General features: G+C 35.5%; 34 protein-coding genes and 5 pseudogenes. 37 read left to right on the top strand and 2 right to left on the bottom strand.

Going from position 1 to position 20,415, the window contains the following annotated elements; genetic code table 11:
- Nucleotides 1-5: 5 nt before the first annotated feature.
- The 7 genes from NQS30_RS11360 to NQS30_RS11330 all read left to right on the top strand — a co-directional run bounded on the left by NQS30_RS11360 (nucleotide 6) and on the right by NQS30_RS11330 (nucleotide 4,993).
- Entirely contained in the window at nucleotides 6-2,297 is a 2,292-nt protein-coding gene (locus NQS30_RS11360) for a DNA polymerase (RefSeq protein WP_218791715.1), read from the top strand.
- Between the two features lie 14 nt (nucleotides 2,298-2,311).
- Entirely contained in the window at nucleotides 2,312-3,064 is a 753-nt protein-coding gene (locus tag NQS30_RS11355) for a 3D domain-containing protein (protein WP_218791716.1), read from the top strand.
- 113 nt (nucleotides 3,065-3,177) lie between these two features.
- Nucleotides 3,178-3,351 (top strand): hypothetical protein, encoded by a 174-nt coding sequence (locus NQS30_RS11350; protein WP_232603458.1) that lies wholly within the window; start codon nucleotides 3,178-3,180, stop codon nucleotides 3,349-3,351.
- A gap of 255 nt (nucleotides 3,352-3,606) precedes the next feature.
- The gene (locus NQS30_RS11345) at nucleotides 3,607-3,810 is read left to right on the top strand and encodes a YorP family protein (RefSeq protein WP_218791717.1); all 204 of its coding nucleotides are present in this window, start codon (nucleotides 3,607-3,609) and stop codon (nucleotides 3,808-3,810) included.
- A 4-nt stretch (nucleotides 3,811-3,814) separates the two neighbouring features.
- The gene (locus NQS30_RS11340) at nucleotides 3,815-3,973 is read left to right on the top strand and encodes a hypothetical protein (RefSeq protein WP_095353281.1); all 159 of its coding nucleotides are present in this window, start codon (nucleotides 3,815-3,817) and stop codon (nucleotides 3,971-3,973) included.
- Nucleotides 3,970-4,497 (top strand): ATP-binding protein, encoded by a 528-nt coding sequence (locus NQS30_RS11335; RefSeq protein ID WP_218791718.1) that lies wholly within the window; start codon nucleotides 3,970-3,972, stop codon nucleotides 4,495-4,497. The genes NQS30_RS11340 and NQS30_RS11335 overlap by 4 nt, the downstream gene beginning before the upstream one ends.
- The gene (locus NQS30_RS11330) at nucleotides 4,475-4,993 is read left to right on the top strand and encodes a 5' nucleotidase, NT5C type (RefSeq protein WP_218791719.1); all 519 of its coding nucleotides are present in this window, start codon (nucleotides 4,475-4,477) and stop codon (nucleotides 4,991-4,993) included. Before NQS30_RS11335 ends, NQS30_RS11330 begins: the two co-directional genes overlap by 23 nt.
- Nucleotides 4,994-5,055: 62 nt before the next feature.
- On the opposite strand, the gene NQS30_RS11325 is transcribed toward NQS30_RS11330, so the two are convergent.
- The gene (locus NQS30_RS11325; protein WP_218791720.1) at nucleotides 5,056-5,403 is read right to left on the bottom strand and encodes a BLB8/JUQZ-1 family protein; all 348 of its coding nucleotides are present in this window, start codon (nucleotides 5,401-5,403) and stop codon (nucleotides 5,056-5,058) included.
- 176 nt (nucleotides 5,404-5,579) lie between these two features.
- Between NQS30_RS11325 and NQS30_RS11320 the strand changes: the two genes are divergently transcribed.
- The 27 genes and pseudogenes from NQS30_RS11320 (at nucleotide 5,580) to NQS30_RS11190 (ending at nucleotide 18,645) form a co-directional block, all read left to right on the top strand.
- Nucleotides 5,580-6,332 (top strand): DNA methyltransferase, encoded by a 753-nt coding sequence (locus NQS30_RS11320; RefSeq protein ID WP_218791721.1) that lies wholly within the window; start codon nucleotides 5,580-5,582, stop codon nucleotides 6,330-6,332.
- Between the two features lie 47 nt (nucleotides 6,333-6,379).
- Nucleotides 6,380-7,291: a DNA cytosine methyltransferase gene (locus tag NQS30_RS11315; protein ID WP_218791722.1), complete on the top strand. Its 912-nt coding sequence runs from the start codon at nucleotides 6,380-6,382 to the stop codon at nucleotides 7,289-7,291.
- Nucleotides 7,292-7,350: 59 nt separating this feature from the next.
- The gene (locus tag NQS30_RS11310) at nucleotides 7,351-7,569 is read left to right on the top strand and encodes a hypothetical protein (RefSeq protein WP_014417940.1); all 219 of its coding nucleotides are present in this window, start codon (nucleotides 7,351-7,353) and stop codon (nucleotides 7,567-7,569) included.
- 37 nt (nucleotides 7,570-7,606) lie between these two features.
- On the top strand, nucleotides 7,607-7,834 hold the full coding sequence (locus tag NQS30_RS11305; RefSeq protein WP_218791723.1) for a hypothetical protein: 228 nt from the start codon (nucleotides 7,607-7,609) through the stop codon (nucleotides 7,832-7,834).
- Between the two features lie 504 nt (nucleotides 7,835-8,338).
- Nucleotides 8,339-8,569, top strand: coding sequence for a hypothetical protein (locus NQS30_RS11300; RefSeq protein WP_124692953.1), 231 nt, complete (start codon nucleotides 8,339-8,341; stop codon nucleotides 8,567-8,569).
- The gene (locus NQS30_RS11295; protein ID WP_124692954.1) at nucleotides 8,570-8,767 is read left to right on the top strand and encodes a hypothetical protein; all 198 of its coding nucleotides are present in this window, start codon (nucleotides 8,570-8,572) and stop codon (nucleotides 8,765-8,767) included. It begins immediately after the preceding gene.
- Nucleotides 8,764-9,295: pseudogene (locus NQS30_RS11290) on the top strand (hypothetical protein). The gene NQS30_RS11295 and the pseudogene NQS30_RS11290 overlap by 4 nt, the downstream one beginning before the upstream one ends.
- A gap of 39 nt (nucleotides 9,296-9,334) precedes the next feature.
- Complete coding sequence (locus NQS30_RS11285; protein ID WP_124692956.1) at nucleotides 9,335-9,730, top strand: hypothetical protein; 396 nt, start codon at nucleotides 9,335-9,337, stop codon at nucleotides 9,728-9,730.
- Between the two features lie 14 nt (nucleotides 9,731-9,744).
- Complete coding sequence (locus NQS30_RS11280) at nucleotides 9,745-10,092, top strand: hypothetical protein (RefSeq protein WP_124692957.1); 348 nt, start codon at nucleotides 9,745-9,747, stop codon at nucleotides 10,090-10,092.
- A gap of 44 nt (nucleotides 10,093-10,136) precedes the next feature.
- The gene (locus tag NQS30_RS11275; RefSeq protein ID WP_124692958.1) at nucleotides 10,137-10,442 is read left to right on the top strand and encodes a hypothetical protein; all 306 of its coding nucleotides are present in this window, start codon (nucleotides 10,137-10,139) and stop codon (nucleotides 10,440-10,442) included.
- 56 nt (nucleotides 10,443-10,498) lie between these two features.
- On the top strand, nucleotides 10,499-10,789 hold the full coding sequence (locus tag NQS30_RS11270) for a hypothetical protein (RefSeq protein ID WP_218791724.1): 291 nt from the start codon (nucleotides 10,499-10,501) through the stop codon (nucleotides 10,787-10,789).
- Between the two features lie 36 nt (nucleotides 10,790-10,825).
- Nucleotides 10,826-11,017, top strand: a complete 192-nt coding sequence (locus NQS30_RS11265; protein WP_218791725.1) for a hypothetical protein — start codon at nucleotides 10,826-10,828, stop codon at nucleotides 11,015-11,017.
- Nucleotides 11,018-11,032: 15 nt separating this feature from the next.
- A complete protein-coding gene (locus tag NQS30_RS11260) occupies nucleotides 11,033-11,410 on the top strand; it encodes a hypothetical protein (protein ID WP_218791726.1) in 378 nt (125 codons plus the stop codon).
- A 6-nt stretch (nucleotides 11,411-11,416) separates the two neighbouring features.
- Nucleotides 11,417-11,566, top strand: a complete 150-nt coding sequence (locus tag NQS30_RS11255; RefSeq protein ID WP_232603459.1) for a DUF1653 domain-containing protein — start codon at nucleotides 11,417-11,419, stop codon at nucleotides 11,564-11,566.
- A 45-nt stretch (nucleotides 11,567-11,611) separates the two neighbouring features.
- Nucleotides 11,612-11,878 carry a hypothetical protein gene (locus tag NQS30_RS11250; RefSeq protein ID WP_113766140.1) on the top strand — a complete coding sequence of 89 codons (267 nt, stop codon included), beginning with the start codon at nucleotides 11,612-11,614 and terminating at the stop codon, nucleotides 11,876-11,878.
- A gap of 31 nt (nucleotides 11,879-11,909) precedes the next feature.
- Nucleotides 11,910-12,038, top strand: a pseudogene (locus NQS30_RS11245) (hypothetical protein); the annotation flags it as partial.
- A 238-nt stretch (nucleotides 12,039-12,276) separates the two neighbouring features.
- The gene (locus NQS30_RS11240; RefSeq protein ID WP_158509229.1) at nucleotides 12,277-12,426 is read left to right on the top strand and encodes a hypothetical protein; all 150 of its coding nucleotides are present in this window, start codon (nucleotides 12,277-12,279) and stop codon (nucleotides 12,424-12,426) included.
- 18 nt (nucleotides 12,427-12,444) lie between these two features.
- Entirely contained in the window at nucleotides 12,445-12,810 is a 366-nt protein-coding gene (locus tag NQS30_RS11235) for a hypothetical protein (protein ID WP_124692960.1), read from the top strand.
- On the top strand, nucleotides 12,807-13,202 hold the full coding sequence (gene nrdI / locus NQS30_RS11230) for a class Ib ribonucleoside-diphosphate reductase assembly flavoprotein NrdI (protein WP_218791727.1): 396 nt from the start codon (nucleotides 12,807-12,809) through the stop codon (nucleotides 13,200-13,202). The genes NQS30_RS11235 and nrdI overlap by 4 nt, the downstream gene beginning before the upstream one ends.
- Nucleotides 13,165-13,884 (top strand): annotated as a pseudogene (locus NQS30_RS11225) (ribonucleotide reductase N-terminal alpha domain-containing protein); the annotation flags it as partial. The gene nrdI and the pseudogene NQS30_RS11225, both read left to right, overlap by 38 nt.
- A 253-nt stretch (nucleotides 13,885-14,137) precedes the next feature.
- Nucleotides 14,138-14,560, top strand: a pseudogene (locus NQS30_RS11220) (hypothetical protein); the annotation flags it as partial.
- A 280-nt stretch (nucleotides 14,561-14,840) separates the two neighbouring features.
- Nucleotides 14,841-15,797: pseudogene (locus tag NQS30_RS11215) on the top strand (ribonucleotide reductase large subunit); the annotation flags it as partial.
- 18 nt (nucleotides 15,798-15,815) lie between these two features.
- Nucleotides 15,816-16,040, top strand: a complete 225-nt coding sequence (locus NQS30_RS11210; protein WP_218791728.1) for a hypothetical protein — start codon at nucleotides 15,816-15,818, stop codon at nucleotides 16,038-16,040.
- 3 nt (nucleotides 16,041-16,043) lie between these two features.
- Entirely contained in the window at nucleotides 16,044-17,012 is a 969-nt protein-coding gene (gene nrdF, locus NQS30_RS11205) for a class 1b ribonucleoside-diphosphate reductase subunit beta (protein WP_218791729.1), read from the top strand.
- Complete coding sequence (locus NQS30_RS11200) at nucleotides 17,005-17,724, top strand: hypothetical protein (RefSeq protein WP_218791730.1); 720 nt, start codon at nucleotides 17,005-17,007, stop codon at nucleotides 17,722-17,724. Before nrdF ends, NQS30_RS11200 begins: the two co-directional genes overlap by 8 nt.
- Nucleotides 17,725-17,967: a thioredoxin domain-containing protein gene (locus NQS30_RS11195; protein WP_218791731.1), complete on the top strand. Its 243-nt coding sequence runs from the start codon at nucleotides 17,725-17,727 to the stop codon at nucleotides 17,965-17,967.
- A gap of 243 nt (nucleotides 17,968-18,210) precedes the next feature.
- Entirely contained in the window at nucleotides 18,211-18,645 is a 435-nt protein-coding gene (locus NQS30_RS11190) for a dUTP diphosphatase (protein ID WP_218791732.1), read from the top strand.
- A 71-nt stretch (nucleotides 18,646-18,716) separates the two neighbouring features.
- Here NQS30_RS11190 and NQS30_RS11185 read toward each other — a convergent pair whose 3' ends face one another.
- On the bottom strand, nucleotides 18,717-19,160 hold the full coding sequence (locus NQS30_RS11185) for a hypothetical protein (RefSeq protein ID WP_218791733.1): 444 nt from the start codon (nucleotides 19,158-19,160) through the stop codon (nucleotides 18,717-18,719).
- 112 nt (nucleotides 19,161-19,272) lie between these two features.
- Here NQS30_RS11185 and NQS30_RS11180 point away from each other — a divergent pair, with 112 nt between their 5' ends.
- The 3 genes from NQS30_RS11180 (at nucleotide 19,273) to NQS30_RS11165 (ending at nucleotide 20,384) form a co-directional block, all read left to right on the top strand.
- A complete protein-coding gene (locus tag NQS30_RS11180) occupies nucleotides 19,273-19,554 on the top strand; it encodes a hypothetical protein (RefSeq protein WP_160182756.1) in 282 nt (93 codons plus the stop codon).
- A 271-nt stretch (nucleotides 19,555-19,825) separates the two neighbouring features.
- Nucleotides 19,826-20,092 (top strand): hypothetical protein, encoded by a 267-nt coding sequence (locus NQS30_RS11170; RefSeq protein ID WP_069007305.1) that lies wholly within the window; start codon nucleotides 19,826-19,828, stop codon nucleotides 20,090-20,092.
- Nucleotides 20,085-20,384, top strand: a complete 300-nt coding sequence (locus NQS30_RS11165) for a hypothetical protein (protein ID WP_069007306.1) — start codon at nucleotides 20,085-20,087, stop codon at nucleotides 20,382-20,384. The genes NQS30_RS11170 and NQS30_RS11165 overlap by 8 nt, the downstream gene beginning before the upstream one ends.
- Nucleotides 20,385-20,415: the final 31 nt, after the last annotated feature.

Genomic DNA, 20,415 nt, shown 5'->3' with positions numbered 1-20,415 from the left:
AAGCAATGATAATAAAACCAAAGTTAGAAACAGAAGCCACTGAAAAGTATGAGAAGCACTGGGTAGAGGACTTTGAACAAATAGAGAGCCTCTTTCTCAAGGATAGCCCCAAATTATGCGTACTTGATTCTGAGACGACTGGGTTGCACATAATTAAGGATCGTCCTTTTATGTGGGTTTTTAGTTGGTTGCTACCCAGGAATAAAAGAACAGCTCAGTTAAAGGGGCGGAGTTTTGCATTTAATTCTGATAGGGACATGTTATTAAAAGTAATTAATCTTACTAAAAAATGCATGATGACAGTAGGACATAACGTAAAATATGATTTGCATATGCTCATTAATGGAGGAGTTAACGAAGAGGTTGTATATGCCTTAAGAAACATTGTCGATACTATGGGGCTATGTAGGTTAAGTTTTGATGCTGTTTCTGCAAGAGATGGAGGGGATGTATTAGGACTAAAAAAAGTTTCGGAGAAGTACATTGATCCAAGGGCAGCTGAATTTGAAAAAGAGGTAAAAAAAGAGCTTAGAAAAATAAATGATGAAAAACGAAACGTCTTAAAGGAGTTGCTAAAGCCTTACAAGGGTTGGGGATTAGGAAAAATTAAAGAGGCATATAAAGTTAAGAAACGTAATGAAATGGACTACTTTACTAAAGAGAAAAAGCAACGTTGGCTCAAGGTTCCTGAAGAGATTGAGACGGTCTATTTTAAGTGGATGGAAGAGAACCCCTTTGCTGATTATTCTGAGGTAGACAGAAATGTAATGATGGAATATGTTCATAGTGATGGAATATATACATTAGAGTTAGTTGAATTTACATACCCTACAGTATTAAAAAGAAAACAAAAAGCCATTCTTGAACAAGAAAATAAACTAATAATTGAGTTATTAAAAATGGAACGTGTCGGTATGAAAGTAGACATGTCTTATCTTCACACCTGCTTTAAAAAATGTGAGGACGAAATTCAAAAACTATACGAGGAACTGTGGGAGATCGTCGGAGAATATTTCACTGTTTCTCAAGGGACAGTAATTGCTGATTACTTTGAGAAAAAACTTGGAGAGAGACCAGAAACTACTGATAAATCATTTCTTAAAAAGCACAAAGAGGATCGTGTATCTCAATTAATTACAAGACTTAGACGACTTGAAAAGTGGCAATCAACTTATATTTCAAGGATTATTGAAGTAGCGCAATATGATAATCATTTTTATACACAATATGGACAGTTTAACACCGTGTCTGGAAGGCTGGGATCTGATGCGCAGCAATTTCCTAAAGAAAGAATTCTAACAGAGGAAGGAGAGCATTACGAGAAAGAAAATGGAGAAGGTAAGGCACCGATTGAATATGAAATTTTCTCTCCGAGACGAGCATTTATAGTGGAGGGTGGAAATTACAACAAAATTGCATACTTTGACTTATCACAAATAGAGTTAAGAGTACAGGCAAACTATACAGTTCTGTTGAAGAGACCTGATTTAAATCTATGTAGAGCATATATGCCTTTTAAATGCACTCATTACATAACTGGTGAAGAGTATCGTTTTGATACGAAAGAAGAAAGAGCGAGGTGGTATGAAAAAAAAGAAGATGGAACGTCAGTTTGGCTTCTTGAAAACGGAGAAAGCTGGACTCCTACTGATGTACATAGCGAAACATCTCATAATACATTAATGGCACTGGCGTTTAAATGTGTGGAAAAGTATAAGCAATATGACCATGAAAAAGAATCTCCAGTTGATGAAAAATCTTTTAAAAAGTTTTGGAGATACATAGGAAAGATGTTTAACTTCATGCGAAACTATGGTGGGGGTGCTAAAAAAGCATCAGAAGCACTTGAAGTCTCAATGGAAATTGCTAATGCCCTTGTCTCAGGTTGGTCAAATACCTTTCCGGAGGTGTCTTATTATCAGAAACAAGTTGCAACTAAGGTGCAAAAGAGTAGCTATGCAACAAATATGTATGGGAGAGTTTATTTCCTTTCAAATACTGATAAAGCATACAAAGTAGGGAACTATAATGTCCAAGGATCATGCGCAGACATGTTAAAACGATATGTTATTAGAATTGGAGAATTTTTGAGAGAAAACAATTGTAAAACCCTTCCCTTAGCCAACATTCATGATGAATTGCAGTTTTTAGTGCACAAGGGTGAGGAATGGATTTTCCCTCATATTAAGAGAATTATGGAAGATGTGGAATGGATGCAAGTGCCCGTGGTGGTTGACTTAGAGATCACAGAAACCACGTGGGCTGATAAAAAGGAAATAGAAATACAGGTATCATAAATTATGAGGAAGTGATGAAAATTTTCAAAAAACTCATAGACAAAAATAAAAAATATGTATATTATAATATTAATAGCATAAAATTAACAGCAACCGTAATGCTCTTGTTTGCTGGGGGAGTGGTAAGTGTAAAGAATATCAACAGTGTAAAAAATGAAGTTGCTTCGAAAGAAGAACCATTACACAATAAAAAGCAAAAAGAATTATTAATTGAAAGCCTTACGCATCAAAAGGAACATAACTGCAAACCACTTCCTAAAATTAAAAGTAGCATGGATATACGCATCGAAAGCCAAGAGAAGTATATCAATGCAAAATTAATACAAACAAAAAAGCTCAAGAAGGTGCAGCATAGACGATTGACTGTAAAAACTAAAAATAAGTATTCAGTAGGTAAAGAAGATAAAGCTGTAATAAAGGCTACTGAAAATACACGGAGGCCTTCACATTCATTGCATTCAATAAACGTCGTAGCAACAGCTTATACTGCATTTTGTTCATCTGGGTGCATTGGGAAAACTAGGACAGGCTATGATGTATCAAGCACATCATATTTCAAAGGGAAGAGGATAATTGCGGTGGATCCTAAAATAATTCCATTAAACTCATTAGTTGAGGTTAGCTACAAAGGAAACAGCTTTCAAGCATATGCAATTGATACTGGTGGAGATATAAAAAACAACAGAATTGACATCCTTATAAATACAGAAGATGAAGCAAGGTTATTCGGAAGAAAGGCAGTTAAGGTGAAGGTATTGAAAAACTAATGATCAAGGTGTGGTAAATGTAACCAATGGATGGAATGCTGTAAACATTTTGAAAGTGTGGACGATGCAATAAATACATAGAAAAATATTACATAAGAGAGTGTGGGATACTCATGTTTGCTCTAGATCAGGAAGTATGTGTGAAATCAACTGGTGAATCAGGAATTGTAGTAGACATTTATCACGAAACAAATAGTGTGGAACTTTGGTATTACGATGGTACATATGATGAACGGAAATTTGATGACATTATAGGAGGTGATAGCCCACAAAAATCTAACGATTAAAAATAAATTATAAGGGGATGATCAGGTATTAGAGGGGATTTGAAAGTCGAAATGTCGTTCACTGATGAATATAGCCAAACAACGAAACTAGAAAGAGTCATTACTTCATGCGCTTTAGATGATCATCAAGATGGTACCCTAGGATTCCTGTTAGATGAATTTAAAAAGTTCTTGTTAAGCTCAGGCATTTCCTTTGAAGATGTTTCAAAAATCAAGTTGAAAGATTAATAGTTGGAAGCGAAAGGAGGCGGTTAATTGCCTAAGTTTTGGACTTATCCAGTGGGATTAAAGGTCATCATCAATGAGAACGCAAAGAAAGCTTGTCCTCATCATGTTGGACGGGAAGGGAAAATTATTGAGCAGATGAATTCAGCCACATATGATTACTTGGTTAGCGATGAAACAGGTGATATCACATTCTTCAAAGAGCATGAATTAAATCCAGCTAAAGGGGGTTAATTGTATGTTTAAAAAGGGAGAGAAGGTGATTGCGGGTTTCACAGAAGAGATTGGTGTTGTTGCACAAGTTGATAAAGGACATGAGCAATTAGAAGTTGAGTATCCAGACGGCTCATATAGAGTGATTGGCTTCAGCAATGTGAGAAGGGTGGAAGATAAATGACGATGATAATTTTAGAAGGCACTGACTGCTGCTACAAATCAACAGTAGCGGAAAAGCTAAGTAAAGAACTCGGATATCCGGTAATAAAGGGATCCAGCTTTGAATTAGCTAAGAGTGGTAATGAGAAGATGTTCGAGCACTTTAACAAACTGGCCGATGAGGACAATGTAATTATTGATCGATACATATATTCAAATTTGGTTTATGCGAGGAAGTTTAATGATTACTCAATCTTAACGGAAGAGCAGCAAAGGGTCATCGAGGAGAAGATTAGATATAAAGCAAAAGTGATCTACTTACATGCTGATCCGAAGGTTATTAAACAACGTTTGCTTAAACGTGGTGACGAATACATAAATGATCGAGACATTGAACCGGTTTTAGAGTTATACAGAGAAGTAATGAGCGATGCAGGATTACATAAATATTCATGGGATACAGAGCAGTGGTCTAGTAAAGAAATTGCTGAAGACATAATCTTTTTAACGGATGGGGTGATTTATGAAGAAAGTAATTGCAATTGACATGGATCAAGTTTTAGCTGATTTACTAAGTGATTGGGTAGCCTACATTAACACCTATGATGATCCTTTTCTAAAAGAGGAAGATATACTGTGCTGGGATATTAGCAAATATTCAAATACCCAAAACAATGTTTACAGACATTTGGATTACGAATTGTTCAGAAATCTGGATGTTATAGAAGGAAGTCAGAGGGCGGTTAAGGAGCTGACTAAGAAATATGAAGTATATGTTGTTACTACAGCAACAAACCATCCAGAATCCCTTAAAGCAAAGTTAGAATGGCTCACAGAGCATTTTCCATTTATACCACATAGCAATGTTGTGCTTTGTGGCAATAAAAACATAATTAAAGCAGACATCATGATTGATGACGGAATACATAACTTGGAAACATTTGATGGAATGAAAATACTATTTGATGCACCCCATAACAGGGATGACAATAGATTTATTCGTGTTATGAATTGGGAAGAGATTGAACGGAAATTACTTTGAAATATCAATATATTTAGAGTGAAAATAAAGTTAAAAGGAGTGAATTAACACTCCTTAGTAAACTAACGTGCTTCTACAGTAATTTTATAAATTACATAATTGTCGTTAATGTCATATGCGTAAACCAATGCTGTGCCCAAAGTTGAATGAGAGGATACAACACCACTGGAACTAATGCTTATAAGGTTGCTTCCAGATACAATTTCCCAACGGGTGTAGCCTTTTAATAGAGATACGTTAGAATTCCTAAGCATGTGAAAATCAACTGTACCAAGCGGATCACCTAGCTGCTTAACTTGATCAACTGATTTGACAGGGGTTAAAGCAGAAGCCTGTGATGTGAATGCAGGGAGTGCTAGTGCTGTAAGCGATAGAGCAGAAACAATCAATCCTTTGTGAAACTTTTTCATAAGAATTACCTCCTAGGTTTTGATTGTGATTACAACTTCAGTCTATCATGTTAAATATTTGAAATGTGTGAAGTGTTTGTGAAACTATTTAAAATATCTCTTTTATAGAGAAAGGAGAGATAGATATAAACGGAAAGGATTTAAACAAAATACATAATAATGATTGCGTCCAATTCATGAAGGAGAATATTGGTGATTGTTTTATCGACTTAACAGTGACTTCTCCTCCTTATGATGACTTAAGAAATTACAACGGATATTCATTTAATTTTGAGGAAACTGCTAAAGAATTGTATAGAGTGACAAAAGAGGGCGGAGTGGTTGTTTGGGTAGTAGGGGATAAAACACATAAAGGTTCCGAAACAGGGTCAAGTTTTAGACAAGCTTTATACTTTAAAGAGTTGGGATTTAACCTGCATGACACAATGATTTATGAAAAAGACAGTATCAGCTTTCCAGATAAGAATAGATATTACCAGATTTTAGAATACATGTTTATTTTTTCGAAAGGTAAGCCAAAAACAATCAATCTAATAGCAGACAGGAAAAATAAATGGTACAACGGCAAGAAACACATAAAAGGACATTATAGAAAACTGGATGGTGAAAAAGTAAGGCATCATAAGCAGAACTTACTGAAGGAGTTCGGTGTGAGGTTCAACATTTGGAGAATACCGAATGGTCATCAAAAATCGTCGTTGGACAAAATAGCATTTAAACATCCGGCAATTTTTCCAGAAAGGTTAGCAGAAGATCACATTCTTTCTTGGTCAAATGAAGGTGACATTGTGTTTGACCCCTTCATGGGAAGTGGAACAACTGCAAAGATGGCAGCTTTAAATAATCGTAAATACATAGGTACGGAGATTAGTAAGGAATATTGTGATATTGCAAATGAACGTTTGAGGAATTACATAGGAACTAAATAAAAGATCAATTTTATTTAGAATAAAAATAAATTATATGGAGTGATTTAGTGAAAGTACTAAGTTTATTTGACGGAATGAGCTGCGGACAGATTGCCCTAAATAAAATTGGCATTACTGATTATGTATATTATGCGAGTGAAATCGAAAAATCGAGTATCGCAGTAACACAAAGGAACTATCCATTCACAATTCAACTAGGTGATATTTTAGAATTAGATGAACAAAAATTAAAAGGATTAAATAAAATTGATCTTTTGCTAGGCGGAAGTCCATGTCAGAACCTAACTATAACTGTAGCTGATCGAGAAGAGCATTTTACAGGATTGGCAGGAGATAAATCAAAGTTGTTCTTTGAGTACGTGAGGGCCTTAAAAACAGTTAAGCCCAGGTATTTTTTATATGAAAATGTTGAGAGCATGAAAGAGAAGGATAAAGAAACGATTACTAAGAACTTAGGCGTTGAACCAATAATGATAGACAGTGGACTCCTTTCTGCACAGGAAAGAAAAAGATATTACTGGACTAACATTCCAAACGTTAAACAACCCAATGAAAGGCACCAGGTATTAGCAGATATTCTTGAGGAAAAAGTTGATGAAAAATATTATTACAATCTTAATTATGATTTTTATGGGTTGCATAAGCGAGTAGCTGCAAAGCTTGATTTATACAACTATGATATTTTACAAAGGGTATACAGTCCTCATTTTAAAGCTCCAACCTTAACAGCATGTAGAGGTGGCCATAAGCAAAAGAAAGTTATACATAATGATAGAGTTAGAAAACTTACTCCCCTGGAATATGAGAGACTGCAAACGGTACCTGAAGGTTATACAAGAGGTGTTGCAGACAGTCATAGATACAACATGCTTGGGGACGGATGGACAGTTGATGTAATAGCTCATATTTTAAGCTACGCTGATTTTCAACGTCAAAGGGAGCACAAACAGAAGCGGTAATTTGAATAAAATTTGTCTTTTAAAGAGTAAAAATAAAATATAAGAGGTGAATCGATCCTATGGTTAACTATCCAGAAAGTTTAAAAGAGGAAGCCGAAAAAATTAAAGATGAAGTAAGAAGCGGCAAATTAGACGAGGGGAAAATAAAAGCCATTGCTAAGTCTGCGGTTGAGTTTTTAAGATCTCAAGAAAAGAGTCATGCTCATTGTGCAGAAGTTGCTGGAGCAATTGCTGCAAACCTAGATGAGTTCTTCAAGTCTTATCTAAAAAAGGATTAATACAACAGGATAACAAGAAAGGATAAAGGGATGTTTATTGAAAAGGTACTATGTTAGATGTAAAGATAACAAAGGCGAAAATGCGTCTTTGGTAATTGAAGCAGCATCAGTAGAAGAGGCTAAAGGAAAAGCATTAGACACACATAAGGTAAAGACCATTTATAATGTAAGCGTTGGTGAAGGAAGAGGGACAAATCATCTTCAGAGAAAGCACTCCCCGTACATAAAGAACGACAATGGAAAAGCTATAATCATATTCTCGTAGAGGAGGAAATAGCAATCAATGAAATTCGAAACGAAATGATTGGCAATGATATTGATAATATTGAATCATTGCTAGACAGGCTATATGTTTATTTGGAGAACAACATCCGGTATGAAGATAAACACGTATGGGAAAGAACAGAGAAAACGCTCTTACAAGCATTTACTGCTCTAAAAAACATCAAAGAAATAATTTAAAAAACAGTAGACAAATATAAAAAATAAGTATAGAATAAAATCACTAAGAAGCGGAAGGAGAGGATAAATGAACAGAATATGTGATATCTGTAGTGAATACATAGAAGGTCAAATCATATGCCTCAGAGTAAGTGACTTGAAGACTTATGTAGATTTCAATTGTTGCAATGATTGCGCACAAGAACAATCTAAGCGCATTAAGAACGAATGTAGTGAAATGACTGTTTCAAAAACTTTGAATCATTTAAATTTAAAAATAAAATAAGAGTATAAAATATTCCTTTTATCGAGAATGGAGAGATGCTAAATGGATAAATTGAAAGTTTGTTTACATAAAAAAGGTGCTCATACGTTAGAAAGAACTGTTAATGGGGCCTGGATATTAGATTCAAAACCAATTACTCAGGATCAAGCAATTAAAGAACTAGTTGAAGCGGTTAGTGATTTAGGATATTGGTGCCAAGTAGCAAAAGATGTTTTAGATAAAGAAGATTTTAATGCAGTTCAAGAAGCGTATGAATACAAAGAGGAGGTATAAATGGCGAAATCAAGATTAAACGGTTATTGGGATAACAAGTTGGATGCCAACGAAACAGTTTATGTTGAGAGGGTTTATAAGAAAGGATATGTAACTGGATTTAAGTATTTACAAGTTGGTGAGAAAGAAGTTACTTCACCATTTAGGGCTACATATGAAGAGTTAGAGGGGAATTATAATCAACGGAAATATTCATAATTTCCCGGGCAAGCGCAGTATACGACAAATCAAAACAATTAATGAGGGGTGAGGGGTATGCAAACCTTAAATGCACCGATTTATGAAGTTAAACAGGAGAGCGACTGGTATAAAGCAGAGAAGAAACGAAAAGAGGGCATTAACAACTTCTTCGACAAGTTTGAAGAAAAGTATGGCGTCGAGGAAGGTTTCTCGTTTTATCACTCTGAATATTTCGGAGTCTATGAAGAAACTGAAGCGTATGAAGTATTTAAAAATGACATTGTTAAAAATCCAAAAGACGGTTTTTACGCTTTCAAAAAACGATCTAAGCATTTTAACGAGATAAAATCTATGATTGAGAAAATTGAAAAGGTAAGTCCTTTCAAGTCTCATGATGAACTTGGTTTAAATAACATGACTGGTCGTCAGTGGATAGACGACAGGTGGTTCTTTGGAGTTAAAAGTGAACAATTTGTCAAAGGAGACAATGTGGTTGCTATTGACTATAAGGATTATCTAAAAATTGTAATGGAGCATTTAGATTAAAATTCAATTTTTAAAGAGACTTATAAGGAGGCGAATAAAGTGGGACGCCATAAAGCAACGATAGAAGGATTGGTTATGAAAGAAAGCTATTACGCACATCGTGCACCAGGCACAGTAAGATGGATTGCTCAGCCAGTGTGTAAAGTAATTCGCACTGAACCAATCTTCGAGGGGCATATAGATATTGAGCCTATAGAAATTGGAGGCAAGGTTTATATCCCCGGACTTAATGAATATGTCATAGTGACTGACAGGCAGCGAAACATACATAACGAATGGACATATCAAACCGACAGAGTGATCAAGACAATTGTAGACGAAAAAAGCTTGAAGGAATGCGAAGAACTCAATGAGGAGCAAGCAAAAAGCAATGATGGTCTAAAACAAAGACTTATTAAAGCTTCTTGGTGGAAGAGGCTAATTAAAAAAGACTAGAGGAGAGATATTTATTGAATAAGGATACAAAAGATATTTGGAGCGGTTTCTTTATCGGATCAGGTTCTCTAATTGTAGTAGGGTTACTTATTTTTGTTGAAGCATTGACTATGGCACTAGTTGTTTATTACGGATTGAATCATGTGTTAAATCCATTGCTTATTGATACATACAACATTCAAAATGTTCATGTCACTTTGCCACATTCATTTGTTATCGGTGTTTTACTTAATATATTTGTCAAAGGTGTTAAACAGTCACACCAGGAAAAAGATGAGAACATCTTCAAGAAAGCCGGCAAGTCTTTACTTCATTCAGCTTTCGCCTTGATCGTTCTGTATGTGAGCACACTGTTTATCTAATGACGAGAAATCCGCATGAACTTAAATACATGGAGGGTGATGTTATGGAATTAACAAAGAAGATTACAACGGCTAGAGGTACATATGAAATTAAATTAATTGCGGAAGAAGGAACGGGGCTAGGGTGGGACATTCTAGAATGGGAGGTTAAGGATATTGTTACAAAATGCACACTAGCTGCAGGCAATGGAATGCCTTTATCACATGTTCCTTATCCCTTAAGACGATTGACGCTAGTTGATAAAGTTAAGCGAATTATTAGTCATGTCGAATCAGAAGAAACAACAAAAAAGAGAAAGGCAGATGGCATTAAGGAGTTCAATGAATGGAGCGGAGTTCTGAACGTGTAACTGGTTAAAAGTTTTATTTTAATCAAAAAACATAAAACAGGAGAGTGTTTAAATAAATGAAAAAAGCATATGAAGTTCAAGAAATTATGGAAAGGAAACATAAAGAAGAGCTAGGAAATGAACTGAGTTATTTAAATAAATCTATTTTTGTTGCTGCTAACGGAGGACAAGAAGAGATAAAGGTGGTTTTCTCAGTTGGCGAAAGTGGAGATAGTATCACTGAAGAAAAATTAATCCGATTAAAAAAACTTGTCCAAAAAGAAGGCTACATAGTGGAATTTGAATATCCGAACCCATCAGAAGATGGCAACAGAAAAATAGCAATGTTGATCAAATGGGGCTTTTAGTCAAAGGATGATTTTAGAGAGAAGGAGGAATAACTAATGGCTTATGATGAGATCAATGGGAAATTAATTAATCCTAAAGTTAGTGATGTAATTAAAGCGCTGCAAGACCAACTTGATTTTAACGGAGATACGCCAATTGAATTCAGAATTGATGGTGAAGAAACAAGTAATGAAATTCAATTAGATCCATATGAAAATGTTTTATTGTTTCATTTAGAGGAGGCTTAAATAAGGAGGAAGTAAATGTACTTTATAACAGAACCGAATGATCTGATCGGCAAAGAAATTGGATTTATTCATGCAAACCAATTTTGCGATAGTACTACAATCGTAACCAAAGATGGCGGAGTGTTGATTGTGAAACAGGTTTTTGATTTGGACGAAGATCAAACAAATACTATTGTATTTAATGAATGCAGGGCAAAAAAAGAGTTATATGAGAACAGATATGCAAAACACGAACTCAATAGAATTAAAATCATTACAAAAAAAGACTGGGCTGATTATGAACTGCAGCTTAAAAAAGCAGAAGAAGCTCGTCAAATTGAATACCAAAAGAAAAAAGAAGAGCAGGAAAGATTGGAATATGAACGACTAAAACTGAAATTTGAGGGGCAATAAATTCATATGGATGTATACGAAGTAGTTGGTTGCCGGTTTAGACATTATAAAGGCGGTCTGTATAAGGTTATTGGAGAGGTCATTCACACTGAAACAGAAGAAAAGTTGGTTACATATGAAGACCATGACGGAGTTTTTTGGAAAAGTGGTTGTTGAGAGTAAAGAGATTCACAAAAATAGATTAGGAGCTGATGAAATAAGATGAAATTCTTTGAGGCACGCAATCCATATAGTGCATTAATTAAAGCAAATACAAAGGAAAAAGCAATGAAGCTATATGTAGAAGAAGTTGCTGATGATGACGGACACTTAAGTGAAGATATTAAAGAAGTTGGCAAGGTTTACGCTACAATCATGCATGATAGAACATTAACAGTAAATCATGAGCTACGACCAATGTCAGATATATTTGATGAAATTGAAAGTAATGAGGAAATGGTTTTGTATAAGGATAGACGTTTATTTTAAAAGAAAACAATAAATTAAAAGGATGATGAAAATGAATAAAAAATACGGACTTTATTGCATGGGAACACTTGTTAACACTTATGATGACGCTATTGAGGCTCATAATGATGCTGTATATGCTCAAAAAGAAAGTGGGGTGCCTCATGAAGTAAGAGAAATTGATGAAGCAACTGATTTAAACGAAATTAAATTTAAGCTATCAGAAGAAGCTATTGCTGTAGTCAGCAATACTGTATATACAGCAAGAATGATTCCTAATACTGAACAATTCGAAATAACTGACACTACAACCGACAGTACTCTTACTTATACAAAATCAGATATAGACAAGTACATCAAAAATAATCTTTTGGTTTTAGTTTAAATAAAATCACAGTTTCATAGGAAGGGGAAACAAAATGAGTGCAGCAAGAAAGTGGAGAGACCTGAGAAGCAAATTAATTGGATATAAGGTCTATGGTAAGTTCAATGATGTTGTTATTGACCATATTCTCAATGATATGGATAAGTTAGACGTAAGACATGACAAAGATAAAAACAAAAAATAAAGAAAAGGGAGTTGTGGAATGGGAGCTGTTAGACGTATTGATTCAACTCAACCGTATGTGAAAAAGAAAAACATTATTACCTTTACAATAGCCACTGAGAATACTCATATTCATTTAGCTGATGGGCAATCTTTTCCTGTGATCGAAGGAGATATTATTGGCACTGACCAGCAGGGGAATCAATTTGTTGAATTAGAAAAAAATCTAGAAGACTATGTTCCTGTTGTTGAAGAAAAGAAGAACTCGCTATATGAAAGTATGGCCAACGGTTACATGGAAATGGGAGACCTTAACTTAGAAATGTCTGAAGCATTCCATCATGCTGAAAATGAAGCAGAAACAACCACGAACAGTTTAGTTAACGGGGCATATAAAGAATATTGATTATTACATATGAAAGCAAGACAGGTAACGTGAAAAGGTTTGCTCAAGCATTACAAAGGGAGTTAAACTTCGACATCATTGAAATTACAGATGACTTAATTGTTGAAGAAGAATTCATACATATTACATATACGATAGGCTTTGGGGAAGTGCCTGAAAGGACTTTGAATTTTATTATTAACAATAAAAATAAAATAAAAGGAGTTATTGTGAGTGGTAACAAGGTTTGGGGTGATAACTATGGTTTAGCTGGGGACAAGCTTTCAGCAATGTTCCACGTACCATTGTTATTAAAGTTTGAACTAAGTGGAACAAAACAAGACTTGCAGAAGATTAATCGGGAGGTACAACTTATTGACAAACACAATACCAAAGTGGATCAAGCTCAATAATGAGATCATGATTCAGAAAGACGGTAAGTTTCAATTTGAGAAGGATAAGGAGGCAGTACACAGTTACTTTGTTGATTACATTAATCAAAACACAGTCTTTTTTCATGACTTAAAAGAGAAACTGGATTACCTGATTAAAAACGATTATTACGAAGAAGAATTCTTAAGTAAATACACATTTGAACAGATTAAATCAATTTATAAAATTGCTTACAGTTACAAATTCAGATTCCCTTCTTTCATGAGTGCCTTTAAGTTCTACAATGACTATGCATTGAAGACAAATGACAAAACAAAGATTCTGGAAAGATATGAAGATCGCGTCTCAATTGTAGCTTTGTATTGTGCAGATGGTGATTATGAAAAGGCTATTGAGGAAGTACACGTCATGATGAAACAAGAGTATCAGCCGGCAACACCTACTTTTCTTAATGCAGGGCGTAAGCGAAGAGGTGAAATGGTAAGCTGTTTCTTGCTTGAAGTGGGAGACAGTTTGAATGATATTTCACGTGCAATTGACATTTCAATGCAGTTGTCTAAATTAGGCGGTGGTGTAGCATTAAACCTAAGCAAATTACGAGCCAAGGGTGAAGCGATTAAAGACGTAGAGAATGCAACTAAAGGTGTCGTAGGTGTTATGAAGCTATTGGATAATGCTTTTAGATATGCAGATCAGATGGGTTGATTTGGCCCCTTTCGTCAGTAATGGCGATCGAAAACCTCTTTAATTCATGGGAACTCCTACAAGGACAATCATGAGCGAAGCTAGACTAAAGTCTTGAACGTGCAACGACTAGCCGAAAGGCGTAGGCTGCAAGCTATTGGCAGTCGAAACAGGAGGCACCCTCTTAGGGTGAAGATATAGTCTAACCTTCATGGTAACATGAAGCAGCCATATGGCGGGGCGTGCTTAGCGAACACGTCTGAATGGTCTGCAAAGACAAGGATCAGGAGCAGCTTATCTAAGTGTATTCCACCCAGACATTACAGACGTCCTTGATACCAAAAAAATAAGTGCTGATGAAGATGTCCGAGTTAAAACACTATCCATTGGTGTAGTTGTTCCTGATAAATTTATTGAACTGGCAAGAGTAGATAAAGACTTTTACATGTTCTATCCTCATTCAGTTTACAAAGAATATGGACAATATCTCGATGAGATGGATATCAATGAAATGTATGATGAGCTTGTTGAAAACTCTAGAGTTAGAAAAGCAAAAGGAAATGCTCGAAAGCTGTTGGAGCAATTGGCCATTCTAAGAAGCGAATCTGGCTATCCCTATATCATGTTTGCTGACAATGTAAATAAAGTGCACCCAAATGAACATATTTCAAAAGTGAAGTTTTCTAATTTGTGTTAACTGTAGCACCTTCGGTCAGCAATGATCGTAGCAAACCCGTCTAAACGGTGAAACTCTATTCAATAGACAATACCGTGCTAAACCGCACCTTGCGGAAATGCCGAACGACTATCGAAACCACGCATAAGCGTAAGGGAGTAGAGTACATCGCAAGCATATGGCGATGGAAACGGCGGGCGGCCTTATAGGTCGATGATATAGTCTATTCTTGCGAGTGATCGTAAGCAGTTCATAAGAGAACGGACGAGAGTGTTGCGCCTTTCGTTGAATATAAAAGTCAGAGGTGCTCCAAGCGTCACAAGTGTCAGTTTATACAGATTACGATCAGGAAGATGAAATTGGATTAGATATCTCATGTAATCTTGGATCCATGAACATTGTAAATGTAATGAGTAACCAATCAATTGCTTCAACGGTCAGAATAGCAATTGACTCACTGACAACTGTCACAAGGAAAACAAACATTGTAAATGCCCCAGCTGTTGCGAGAGCAAATACACTAATGCGATCAATTGGTCTAGGGCAGATGAACCTGCACGGTTTTCTAGCTCAAAATAAAATTGCTTATGAAAGTGAAGAAGCAAAAGACTTTGCAAATACATACTTTATGATGGTTAACTTTTACTCCCTGCAGCGTTCAATGGAAATTGCAAGAGAAACAGGGGAGACGTACTACAAGTTTGATGGATCGACCTACAAATCAGGTGAGTATTTTGATAAGTACGTGACAATTGATTATAGGCCTAAATATGAAAAGGTTAAGAACCTGTTTGGAGATCAACATATTCCTAACATTGAAGATTGGATGAAGCTTAAAGAGGATGTTATGAAATATGGCTTGTATCATTCGTATAGGCAAGCTATTGCACCTACAGGAAGCATCTCATATGTTCAATCATCCACGGCAGGTGTAATGCCTATTATGGAGAGAATTGAGGAACGTACATACGGAAACAGTAAGACATATTATCCGATGCCAGATTTATCGGCTCAGAATTGGTTCTTTTATAAGGAAGCATACGACATGGATATGTTTAAGGTAGTTGATCTAATTGCAACTATTCAGCAGCACGTCGATCAAGGGATTTCATTTACGTTGTTCTTAAAGGATACGATGACGACGAGAGATTTAAACCGGATTGACTTATATGCGCATCATAAAGGAATTAAAACACTGTATTATGCTCGAACGAAGGACACAGGGCAGGATTCGTGCTTGAGTTGCGTGGTTTAAGCGAGGAGGCGCTGAAAGATGTTAAGTTCATTGGCAGTTTGGTATTTGAGAAAAAGAAAAAAGTCAGTACTGATTGGGTATCACATAAAGGGCGGATTTATTAAAACCCTTAATAAACACGCACTAACTTACGACAATGTATTATTTGATATCGATTATAGGTCTGCTGATGATAGACCTATTATATTGCCTGAAGGGAAATTCACAATTGAACGAGAGTTTATATCTAAGAAGGAGGACTAATAGTTGACGAAATATACAGCAGCAAACTGGTCAAAGCATGAAGATGATTTCACCCAAATGTTTTACAACCAAAACGTAAAGCAGTTTTGGCTTCCGGAAGAGATCGCATTAAACGGCGATCTCCTCACTTGGAAGTACTTGGGTAAAAATGAGCAGGATACGTACATGAAGGTGCTCGCCGGCCTGACACTGCTTGATACAGAGCAGGGGAACACAGGTATGCCGATTGTGGCTGAGCATGTAGAAGGCCATCAGCGAAAAGCGGTTCTTAATTTCATGGCGATGATGGAAAACGCGGTGCACGCAAAATCTTACAGCAACATCTTTCTTACATTAGCTCCGACGGAGACGATTAATGAAGTCTTCGAATGGGTGAAAAACAATAGGTTTCTTCAAAAGAAAGCAAGAACAATTGTTTCAATTTATAAAGCAGTTGAGAAAAACGATGACATTTCCCTATTCAAAGCAATGGTTGCATCTGTGTTTCTGGAGAGTTTCTTGTTTTACTCAGGGTTTTATTATCCACTTTACTTTTATGGACAAGGGAAGCTCATGCAAAGCGGGGAAATTGTAAATTTAATTATCCGCGACGAGGCGATACACGGTGTTTACATCGGATTGTTAACTCAAGAGATATACAAGAAACAAACGCCTAAGAAGCAAAAAGAAATGTATGAATGGGCTTTAAGCTTGCTACAAGAGCTTTATGAAAATGAATTGGAGTATACAGAAGACGTCTATGATCACGTTGGTTTAGCCCCAGATGTAAAGAAATTTATCAGATACAACGCAAATAAAGCTTTAAACAACCTTGGATTTGAACATTGGTTTGAAGAAGAGGATGTTAATCCAATTGTTATTAATGGATTGAGCACAAAGACTAAGTCACATGACTTCTTTTCAATGAAGGGCGTTGGCTATAAAAAAGCAACAGTAGAATCATTAAGGGACACGGATTTTATATTTGATTAAACTTAAAAAAGACAGTCTTGTCGGTAAAGTTTATGTGAATAACGCAAACCAAAAGTACAAAGTGGTTCAAGTTTTTAGAGAAATGAACAGATATAAATATAGAATTCATTTTCTAAAAACTGGGTATGGAAGAGTTGTTGAAAAAGTTGAAATGAAACGCGGGAAGATAAAAGATAAGTTTGAGAAGTCTGTATTCGGAGTAGGGTACATGGGCAATGTGAAAATGACTGATCATAAAAAGGAGTACAGTGTTTGGAGCGGAATGCTTGAGCGTTGCTATCATCCAAGGGGAAGTGGTTATGAAAGATACGGTGCCAAAGGAGTGACTGTGGAAAGAAGGTGGCATTGTTTCGAGAATTTTTTAGAGGATCTCCCTTTAATCAAAGGGTATGATGAGATCCTGTTTTCTCAAGGAAAGATTCATTTGGATAAAGATAAAATTCAAATAAATGTGCCAATAAATAAAAGGAAATACTCACTTGTAACATGTTGCTTCTTAACTAAGAAAGAAAACAACAATTATAGAGACTTAGAAAATATTAAAAAAGAAATATTCGCATTATCTCCTGAAGGAGTTTTGATTGAAGCTAAAGGAATTAGGGAGTTTGCAAGAGACCATGGATTAATTAAACAAGGTATTATGCGGTGTTTATCTGGAAGGGCTAAAACACATAAAGGATGGAAATTCAAATATAAAAGAGAGGCGATTTAAATGAGATTAATTAAATTAGAGCAGCCTAATTGCAATCCCTGCAAAATGGTATCCAATTATTTAAATGAAGTAGGAGTTAAATATGAGACAGTTGATGTTACACAAAAGCCAGAAGTAGCAGCGCAATTTGAAGTAATGGGTGTACCGGTGACTATCTTGCTTAATGAGCAAGGAGAGGAAGTAAAACGAAGTATTGGCTTTAAGCCGAATGAACTTGATGAGTTGTTAAAGGAATTACGATAAAAGGGTAATTTATTAAAGGAGGGCTGACCATATTCGGTTGGAATTTTAATAGGCTTTTATGGTGGAAGTACATATTGTTGTTGATTTTTTTAATCACTATCCTACCCTTATGGATAATTGATTGGATAACCTTCTGTAAGATTAAACGTGTAGACTGGATTATTCAACGGTACTCAGATTGGGCTACTTATTTAATTTTTGGATAACAGATGTTTTACATAAAAAACTAAAGGAGTAGCGAAAATGACTTTACAAATCAAAATTAAATATTCAGATGATACGCAAACGAGAATCAGTAAAATTGAACAGGGCGATTGGATTGATTTGCGGGCAGCTGAAGATATAACAATCAAAAAAGATGAATTTAAACTTATTCCGTTAGGAGTAGCGATGGAGCTACCAGAAGGGTATGAGGCTCATATCGTTCCCCGGGGAAGTACATTTAAAAACTTTGGTATCATTGAAACAAACTCAATGGGTATTATTGACGAGTCCTACAAGGGAGACAATGATTTCTGGTTCTTTCCGGCTTATGCATTACGGGATACAGAAATTAAAAAAGGGGATCGTATCTGTCAGTTCAGAATTATGAAGAAGATGCCTGAAGTTGAATTGATTGAGGTGGATCATCTTGGCAACGATGACCGAGGTGGTCACGGATCAACTGGAACTAAGTAAGTAACATACTTGGCTGTGTATACGATGACTAGATATACCATGTCGTAGAATAACACAGCCGAGTATTCAAATTAGTGGGTTTCTACAATTGAATTGATATCTACAAATTCGTGAAAAAGCTCGTCTTTGGTATATCCTGTGTATTCTCTGTTTTGAAAGTCGTATCCAATAATACTTAGAGGTTCCCCGAATTTACTTGTACCCGAAAAGCCAGACGGCCCAGCTTCTGTATAAAAAATAATTTTAACGGGTTCGCTTTTAGAGAAAAGGGAGATGAAATTTTGAGCAATTCCTTTAAACCCTTTTGAATCTTCTTTAGTGATCTTATCGATTTCGACCACAATTTCACTAACTGAGTTTTCAGCGCTAGTGCCATGATAGGAAGCATCGTCGTAAATATGAAGAATTTTCTTTTCGATTTCATAGACGTATTTAAATTGACTTTTTTGATCGAAACCAGCTTCGTAGATATAGCCTTCAATGGTATTTTCAGTATTGTGTCTAGTAACTTTCATCTATTAACCACCTTTGTATGAATTTTATAATAATTAAATTATACCAAATGATTGACACTTTGAGGTAATGCTAACCCTTGGATTTTATTTAAAAAAGAAAGGAGATTAGAATATGGTTAAACTTCTTAAAATCAACAAATTAGAAGAAATGGTTAAATACGAAGACCCTAACACATCAAATGTTCACCACGGAGGAAAGCAATGGACAAGAGGAGTCCCCATTGTTCTTGTTACTAAAGAGGATCGAGCCTTTGCAATTAATGAGTGGGTGTATATCAACAATAATGGTGAATTAGTTTATAACAAAAAAAAGAATCTATGGTGTCAAGGATGGGACTGGTATGACAAAGGTAAATCGCATATTAAAGAGGTTTTTGTAGTCATAAATAAATGAACATCTCTATAAAAGAAGACTTTTATACAAATTTTAAGGAGGAAAAAGACCATAAACAATAACAGCCGTAAAGATTTACAAGCAAAGTATGATGACATGCTCTTCAGAAACGGACTTTGTTTGGGATTTATTCAAAAACAAGGGCTTGAAGATAAGTTCTTTGAGCATATGAAACAAGTTGCAACTTATGAAGAAGACCAAAGGTATAGAGTTGCAGCAGTTAATTTTTTGAGTTTATTAGAATCAAATTAAAACAAAAAGGGGAAAAGATATGGAGAATACTTATCATTATTATAAATTAAACAAAGAACTACAGGCTGTAAAAGTTGTCTCTGGATTGCTTCCCAAAGAAAGCGAAGCTTATAGAGAACTGATTAAAATTGAAATTGGAATTTTGGAGGAAAAGAGAGATATTCTTAATGGCAAAGGAAAAATGAACAAACTGGATCAGGAACAAACAACAGACCTGGGAAGACAGCTAACAGATAAGCTCGCTGAAGTTTTAGAAATTGTTGAAAGGTTTAACCATCATGGATAATCACATAGAAAAAATAAAAAGTCATCTAAAAGAAATAAACAACCTTGAACAGGGTCTCAAACTTTTCAGTGAAGACGATGAAGAATATATAAGCTTATTAGCTAAGATACAACGGCTGTTTGATTTAATATCAGACGAATCAATGGAGGCCTTTAAAGAACTAACAATACATATAAGAAACACAGGTCAGAAAAGAATACAACGAGGAATTGACCGGCTACCTCATGCAATCAAAGAAAGTGTGAGTGAGGAAATCAAAGACATGAAGAGAGCCGGCGAGCTGTTTGATTAAGCATAGTTATTTATAGGGTAAAAATAAAATA

The sequence above is a fragment of the Bacillus sp. B1(2022) genome (assembly GCF_040259625.1).
In the GTDB taxonomy this organism is placed as follows: Bacteria; Bacillota; Bacilli; order Bacillales; family Bacillaceae; genus Bacillus; species Bacillus velezensis.
The sequence above is the reverse complement of the archived record's forward strand: the minus strand, read 5'-3'. Positions and strand labels throughout refer to the sequence as shown.

Coding starts and splice junctions, on each gene's coding strand:
- NQS30_RS11360 (WP_218791715.1), top strand. CDS start 6: ATGATAATAAAACCAAAGTTAGAAACAGAAGCCACTGAAAAGTATGAG.
- NQS30_RS11355 (WP_218791716.1), top strand. CDS start 2,312: ATGAAAATTTTCAAAAAACTCATAGACAAAAATAAAAAATATGTATAT.
- NQS30_RS11350 (WP_232603458.1), top strand. CDS start 3,178: ATGTTTGCTCTAGATCAGGAAGTATGTGTGAAATCAACTGGTGAATCA.
- NQS30_RS11340 (WP_095353281.1), top strand. CDS start 3,815: ATGTTTAAAAAGGGAGAGAAGGTGATTGCGGGTTTCACAGAAGAGATT.
- NQS30_RS11335 (WP_218791718.1), top strand. CDS start 3,970: ATGACGATGATAATTTTAGAAGGCACTGACTGCTGCTACAAATCAACA.
- NQS30_RS11330 (WP_218791719.1), top strand. CDS start 4,475: ATGAAGAAAGTAATTGCAATTGACATGGATCAAGTTTTAGCTGATTTA.
- NQS30_RS11325 (WP_218791720.1), bottom strand. CDS start 5,403: ATGAAAAAGTTTCACAAAGGATTGATTGTTTCTGCTCTATCGCTTACA.
- NQS30_RS11320 (WP_218791721.1), top strand. CDS start 5,580: ATGAAGGAGAATATTGGTGATTGTTTTATCGACTTAACAGTGACTTCT.
- NQS30_RS11310 (WP_014417940.1), top strand. CDS start 7,351: ATGGTTAACTATCCAGAAAGTTTAAAAGAGGAAGCCGAAAAAATTAAA.
- NQS30_RS11300 (WP_124692953.1), top strand. CDS start 8,339: ATGGATAAATTGAAAGTTTGTTTACATAAAAAAGGTGCTCATACGTTA.
- NQS30_RS11295 (WP_124692954.1), top strand. CDS start 8,570: ATGGCGAAATCAAGATTAAACGGTTATTGGGATAACAAGTTGGATGCC.
- NQS30_RS11275 (WP_124692958.1), top strand. CDS start 10,137: ATGGAATTAACAAAGAAGATTACAACGGCTAGAGGTACATATGAAATT.
- NQS30_RS11270 (WP_218791724.1), top strand. CDS start 10,499: ATGAAAAAAGCATATGAAGTTCAAGAAATTATGGAAAGGAAACATAAA.
- NQS30_RS11265 (WP_218791725.1), top strand. CDS start 10,826: ATGGCTTATGATGAGATCAATGGGAAATTAATTAATCCTAAAGTTAGT.
- NQS30_RS11260 (WP_218791726.1), top strand. CDS start 11,033: ATGTACTTTATAACAGAACCGAATGATCTGATCGGCAAAGAAATTGGA.
- NQS30_RS11255 (WP_232603459.1), top strand. CDS start 11,417: ATGGATGTATACGAAGTAGTTGGTTGCCGGTTTAGACATTATAAAGGC.
- NQS30_RS11250 (WP_113766140.1), top strand. CDS start 11,612: ATGAAATTCTTTGAGGCACGCAATCCATATAGTGCATTAATTAAAGCA.
- NQS30_RS11240 (WP_158509229.1), top strand. CDS start 12,277: ATGAGTGCAGCAAGAAAGTGGAGAGACCTGAGAAGCAAATTAATTGGA.
- NQS30_RS11235 (WP_124692960.1), top strand. CDS start 12,445: ATGGGAGCTGTTAGACGTATTGATTCAACTCAACCGTATGTGAAAAAG.
- NQS30_RS11210 (WP_218791728.1), top strand. CDS start 15,816: ATGTTAAGTTCATTGGCAGTTTGGTATTTGAGAAAAAGAAAAAAGTCA.
- NQS30_RS11195 (WP_218791731.1), top strand. CDS start 17,725: ATGAGATTAATTAAATTAGAGCAGCCTAATTGCAATCCCTGCAAAATG.
- NQS30_RS11190 (WP_218791732.1), top strand. CDS start 18,211: ATGACTTTACAAATCAAAATTAAATATTCAGATGATACGCAAACGAGA.
- NQS30_RS11185 (WP_218791733.1), bottom strand. CDS start 19,160: ATGAAAGTTACTAGACACAATACTGAAAATACCATTGAAGGCTATATC.
- NQS30_RS11180 (WP_160182756.1), top strand. CDS start 19,273: ATGGTTAAACTTCTTAAAATCAACAAATTAGAAGAAATGGTTAAATAC.
- NQS30_RS11170 (WP_069007305.1), top strand. CDS start 19,826: ATGGAGAATACTTATCATTATTATAAATTAAACAAAGAACTACAGGCT.
- NQS30_RS11165 (WP_069007306.1), top strand. CDS start 20,085: ATGGATAATCACATAGAAAAAATAAAAAGTCATCTAAAAGAAATAAAC.